The sequence below is a fragment of the Methylobacterium sp. B1 genome (assembly GCF_000333255.1).
In the GTDB taxonomy this organism is placed as follows: Bacteria; Pseudomonadota; Alphaproteobacteria; order Rhizobiales; family Beijerinckiaceae; genus Methylobacterium; species Methylobacterium fujisawaense.
On the sequence record NZ_BACT01000915.1, the window covers coordinates 1 to 5,146 of the forward strand.

Consider the following 5,146-nt stretch of genomic DNA (forward strand, 5'->3'; position numbering starts at 1 on the left):
CTGATCGGCCAGCCGATCCCCTGGCTGGACGGCGATCTTTCGACGGTGGCCGAGCCGTCCGGCGACACCGGGACGCGTCACCGCGGCCGGTCGGCGAGGGGCCGCCGCGGCGCGCGCTCCGCGAAGGCCGGCGACAAGGGTGGTGCTGCCCGGGGCGGTCGCGCGAGGAGCGGCGACGCCAGTCGCGGCGACGCCAAGGAGATCCGGAGCGCCGGCGAGGCCGAGGAGGCCCGGGAGGAGCGTCCGCGGGCACGCACCGGTCGCGGTGCGGCGGCCGCGCAGCGTCCGGAGGCACGCCAGGAGAGTCGTCAAGAGAGTCGGCAGGAGGGGCGCCAAGAGGCTCGCCCGGAGAGCCGTGTTGCGCGACGCACGACGGCGCGCGCCGGCGCGGCCGGGCGCGAGGAGCGCGGGCGCCGGAACGATGCGGACGGTGATACGCCCGTCGGTTTGGGTTCCCACGTCCCGGCATTTCTGCTTCGACCAGTGTTGGCGAAGAAAGAAAGGTAACAAGGGTCTTTTCGAGCTTAACAGTCCGGCTACCAGACTGCCGTATATCAAGTCAGGGTCGCGGCGCATGCGCGCCGATCGCCCGGGACCACGGGATACGGATGAGCCAGGAGACCTATTCGGACCGCGATCGCAGCTTCGCATTGGCGAAGCGCAGCCATGACCTGATCCGCGACTACGGCCCCTCCGCGACGCCGCGCGCCTACGCGGTCTGGTATGCCTACGTGTCGGGCGAGCTGCCGCTCCTCGCCGATGCCGTGAAGCGCCTCACCACCCAGAACGGCTGCCTCACCGAGAGCGACATCGACGATCTGCACGAGACCTATCTCGACGGGCGGCGCCTCGCGAGCACCACCGACGACGTCAGCCGCGTGGTCCTGAGCGAGATCGCGGCGGTCACCGAGATCCTGGACCTCTCCCTGGGCTCGACGGCGCAGTACAGCGAATCGCTGCGCGGCGTCGCCCAGGATCTCTCCCAGGGCCTCCCGAGCCGGGCGCGGTTCGGCGAGATCGTGGCGACCCTGGCCGCCACGACCCGGGAAGTCGCCGCCAACAACCGGATCCTCGAGGCCCGCATGCGCGAGACGCGCAGCGAGATCGAGACGCTGCGCGAGAAGCTCGATGCGAGCCGGCGCGAGAGCCTGACCGACGCCCTGACCGGGCTGGCGAACCGCAAGCATTTCGAGGAGACGCTGAAGGCGGCCATGGATTCGGCGCGGGCGCGCACCGATCCCATGAGCCTGATCATCCTCGACATCGATTTCTTCAAGCGCTTCAACGACCTGTACGGTCACCTCACGGGCGACCAGGTCCTGCGGCTCGTGGCGATCGTGATGCGCGAGAATGCCGGGAAGCAGGCGCAGCTCGCCCGGTTCGGCGGCGAGGAGTTCGGTATCATCCTCCCCGGAGCCGACCGCACCGTGGCCAAGCGGGTGGCCGAGACGGTCCGCACCAGCGTGATGGGGCGCGAACTGGTCAAGCGCTCGACCGGCGAGTCGCTCGGCAAGATCACCATCTCCCTGGGGGTCGCGGTGCTGTGCCCGGGGGATACGCCGGCCTCGCTGATGGAGCGGGCCGACCTGTGCATGTTCGCGGCCAAGCGCGCGGGCCGGAACCGCTTCCTGGACGATGCGGCCGAGTCGCTGTCGCAGGTGGCCTAGGGGCGCCGCGACGGCGCCCGCCCGCGGCGGAGCGCTTCGGGAGCGGGAGACCCTCTGCGCCGGGGGCGCGGCCGGGCCGCTGCGCTCCCCACGCCGACGGTGAGCGGGAGCCTCAGGCCGGCGCGGACAGGCGGTCCGCCGAGACCGGCGTGATCGCCACGGATTCTCCGCAACCGCAGGCCGAGGTCTGGTTCGGGTTGTTGAACACGAACTGCGACGCCAGCTTGGTGGTGGTGAAGTCCATCTCCGTGCCGAGCAGGAACAGCACCGCCTTCGGATCGACGAAGACGCGCACGCCGCGATCCTCGACCACGTCCTCGCCGGGCTTGACCGCCTCGGCATATTCCATCGTGTACGACATCCCGGCGCAGCCGCCGTTCCGGACACCGACGCGCAGACCGGCGATCGGCCGGTCGGCCTCCGCCATGATCGCCTTGATCCGATCGGCAGCCCGATCGGTCAGCGACAGAACCTTGAAGCTCGTGGACATTGTCATCCTCCCGCCCATCCGGGTTCAAGGCCCGGGGACGCGCATTCTGGCAGCCACAAGATAAGCATTGGGTCGGGGCCGGTCCACCACGGCGGGAGCACACCGGCCCGGCAATCGACGCCTCAGGCCGACTCGCCGGTGAGCCGCGCGAAGGCCGCCAGATCGACGTTGCCGCCGCTGATCACCACGCCGACGCGCTTGTCCGTGACGTCCACGAGCCCGTGGAGCACCGCCGCCGCCGCGAGGCAGCCGGTCGGCTCGACCACGAGCTTCATCCGGCTGGCGAAGAACCGCATGGTCTCGACGAGCTGCGCGTCGGTGACGGTGAGGATGTCGGACACCCCCGCGCGGATGATCGCGAAGGTGAGGTCGCCCAGCGCCGTCGACTGCGCCCCGTCGGCGATGGTGCGGGGCACGGGAATCGTGACGATCCGGCCCTCGCGGAACGAGCGCTGCCCATCATTGCCCGCCTCCGGCTCGACGCCGATCACCCGGCAGCCCGGCGACAGCTCCGCCGCGGCCAGCGCGCAGCCCGCGAGCTGGCCGCCGCCGCCCAGGCAGGCCACCAGCATGTCGAGGGGGCGGACGTCTCGATCAGCTCCTGACCAAGGTCCCCTGCCCGGCGATGACGTCGGGATGTTGAAGGGGGGAACAGCGTCAGGGCGCGGGCCTGCGCGATCTCCCGGCCGAGCGCCTCGCGATCCTGGCTGTAGCGGTCGTACAGGACCACCTCGGCGCCGTAGCCGCGCGTGGCGGCGATCTTCGCGGCGGGGGCGTCGCCCGGCATGATGATGGTGGCGGGGGCGCCGAGCAACCGGCTCGCCAGCGCGATCGCCTGGGCGTGGTTGCCGGAGGAATACGTGATCACCCCGCGGGCGCGGGCCGCCTCCGGAAGGGCGCTGATCGCGTTGTAGGCCCCGCGGAACTTGAAGGCGCCGGCCCGTTGCAGGTTCTCCGCCTTGAAGAACAGCCGGCCGCCGGTCATCGCGTCCGCGGTGCGCGAGGTCAGGACCGGCGTGCGATGGGCGGCCCCGGCGATCCGCTCCGCGGCGCGGGCCACGTCGGCGAAGGTGGGAAGGCCGCCGGCCGCGTCGATGGGGTCGCCCTGCATCGTGTCCTGCATCGCGTTTCGCATCGCTCCTGCGCCGGTCGTGCCGGACGTCATAGGGCCGTTTCGGTCCGTGCGCATCCGGCCCGGTCCACATGCGGAAGCGGAGCCATTCGGCCCTTCGCCGCTTATCCCCGCAGCGACGTCTTGGCAGGAACGCTGGGGGGCGGCATCGCCATGCGGATCGAGACCATGTGCAGACCTGCGATCCGGCCGGCGGTCGGCGGGGTGGCGTCATGAGCGCCCGGGATCAGGCCTCCGGCGATGCGGCGACCGAGGTCACATTCCGGGGCCGGGGGCTGGCCCTGCAATCCGGTCGGCGGCTGATCCTGCTCGTCTGCCCGCTCTGTTCGCAGCGCAACGCACAGCGCGGCGCCGAGCGCGGCATCTGCGAGTGGTGCGCTTACGTCCCCTCGCCGGATCAGGCCGAGCCGGTGGATCGGCTGCGCCGCTGACGGGCGTTCCGGTATCGGCGCGGATCGCCATCGCCTTGCGCAACCTCAGCATTTGTTTTTGAGTTTTATCTATTTATGGTTGCCGAACCGCCGCGCGCTCCCACATTCCCGTGGACGCTCGACTGGAGGGACCATGCAACCTTCCGAATGCTGCATCTTCCGGATGACCCTCGCGTCCGTGCTCGGCAGCTGCATCACGCTGCTGCTCGTCCGGGGGCTCGATCCCATCGCGGCGCTGCTCCTGATCCCCGTCGGCGGCAGTACGGCGACGGTCGCGGTGATCCTCCTGTTTCAGCTGGTGAGCCTGACGCGCGCGGCGGCGCCCGGTTCGGACTGACGGGCCCGTGCCGGCCCGGCCTGGGCCGGACCGGAGCCCGACCCGAGCCCAGCTTCCCACTGCCGGATCAGGTGTGGATCACCTTGCCGTAGGCGTCGAGCACGCTCTCGTGCATCATCTCGCTGAGCGTCGGGTGCGGGAACACCGTGTGCATCAGCTCCTCCTCGGTGCTCTCCAGGTTCATCGCCACCACGTAGCCCTGGATCAGCTCGGTCACCTCGGCGCCGACCATGTGGGCGCCGAGCAGCTGGCCGGTCTTGGCGTCGAACACGGTCTTGATCAGCCCGTCCGGCTCGCCGAGCGCGATCGCCTTGCCGTTGCCCGCGAAGGGGAAGCGGCCGACCTTCACCGCAAAACCCTGCTCCTTGGCCTTGGCCTCGGTCAGGCCGACGCTGGCGATCTGCGGCTGGCAATAGGTGCAGCCCGGGATCTTGGCCTTGTCCATCGGGTGGGTGTGCAGGCCCTTGATCGTCTCGATGCAGATGACGCCCTCGTGCTCCGCCTTGTGGGCGAGCATCGGCGGGCCGGCGACGTCGCCGATCGCGTAGAGACCGGGCACGTTGGTGCGGCCGAGCCCGTCCGTCACCACGATCCCGCGGTCGATCTTCACCCCGAGCTTCTCGAGGCCGATCTTCTCGATGTTGCCGACGACGCCCACCGCCGAGATCAGTTTTTCAGCCGTGATCGTTTGTGACTTCCCGTCGCCGCCCTCGATGGTCGCCGTGATGGAATCGGCGCCCTTCTCGACCTTCGTGACCTTGGCGCCGGTGAGGATCTTGATCCCCTGCTTCTCGAAGCGCTTGCGGGCGAGGCCTGCGATCTCGGCATCCTCCACGGGGAGGATCTGCGGCAGCAGCTCCACCACGGTCACCTCGGCGCCCATGGTCCGGTAGAACGAGGCGAACTCGATGCCGATGGCGCCCGAGCCCATCACCAGCAGGCTCTTGGGCATCGTCTCGGGGACCATGGCCTCGTAATAGGTCCAGATCAACTTCTTGTCGGGCTCCATTGCGGGTATCGCGCGCGGACGCGCGCCGGTTCCCACAATGATGTGCTTGGCTTTGTAGGTGCCGGCCTCCTTGGGGCCCT

5 protein-coding genes and 1 pseudogene are annotated in these 5,146 nt (G+C 70.0%); 3 read left to right on the forward strand and 3 right to left on the reverse strand.

The annotated features are described in order from the left end of the window. Window positions 1–608 precede the first annotated feature (608 nt). Window positions 609–1,667, forward strand: a complete 1,059-nt coding sequence (locus tag I53_RS25835; protein WP_043356236.1) for a GGDEF domain-containing protein — start codon at window positions 609–611, stop codon at window positions 1,665–1,667. 112 nt (window positions 1,668–1,779) lie between these two features. On the opposite strand, the gene I53_RS25840 is transcribed toward I53_RS25835, so the two are convergent. Next, window positions 1,780–2,157: an iron-sulfur cluster assembly accessory protein gene (locus tag I53_RS25840; RefSeq protein ID WP_043356239.1), complete on the reverse strand. Its 378-nt coding sequence runs from the start codon at window positions 2,155–2,157 to the stop codon at window positions 1,780–1,782. Between the two features lie 122 nt (window positions 2,158–2,279). Beyond that, window positions 2,280–3,268: pseudogene (locus I53_RS25845) on the reverse strand (threo-3-hydroxy-L-aspartate ammonia-lyase). A gap of 233 nt (window positions 3,269–3,501) precedes the next feature. On the opposite strand from I53_RS25845, the gene I53_RS25850 reads away from it, so the two are divergent. Then, complete coding sequence (locus I53_RS25850; RefSeq protein WP_051045078.1) at window positions 3,502–3,720, forward strand: hypothetical protein; 219 nt, start codon at window positions 3,502–3,504, stop codon at window positions 3,718–3,720. A gap of 133 nt (window positions 3,721–3,853) precedes the next feature. Further along, the gene (locus I53_RS25855) at window positions 3,854–4,057 is read left to right on the forward strand and encodes a hypothetical protein (protein WP_043356243.1); all 204 of its coding nucleotides are present in this window, start codon (window positions 3,854–3,856) and stop codon (window positions 4,055–4,057) included. 67 nt (window positions 4,058–4,124) lie between these two features. Here I53_RS25855 and I53_RS25860 read toward each other — a convergent pair. Then, the coding region (locus I53_RS25860) for a dihydrolipoyl dehydrogenase (protein WP_043356246.1) at window positions 4,125–5,146 on the reverse strand (1,022 nt) is incomplete at its 5' end.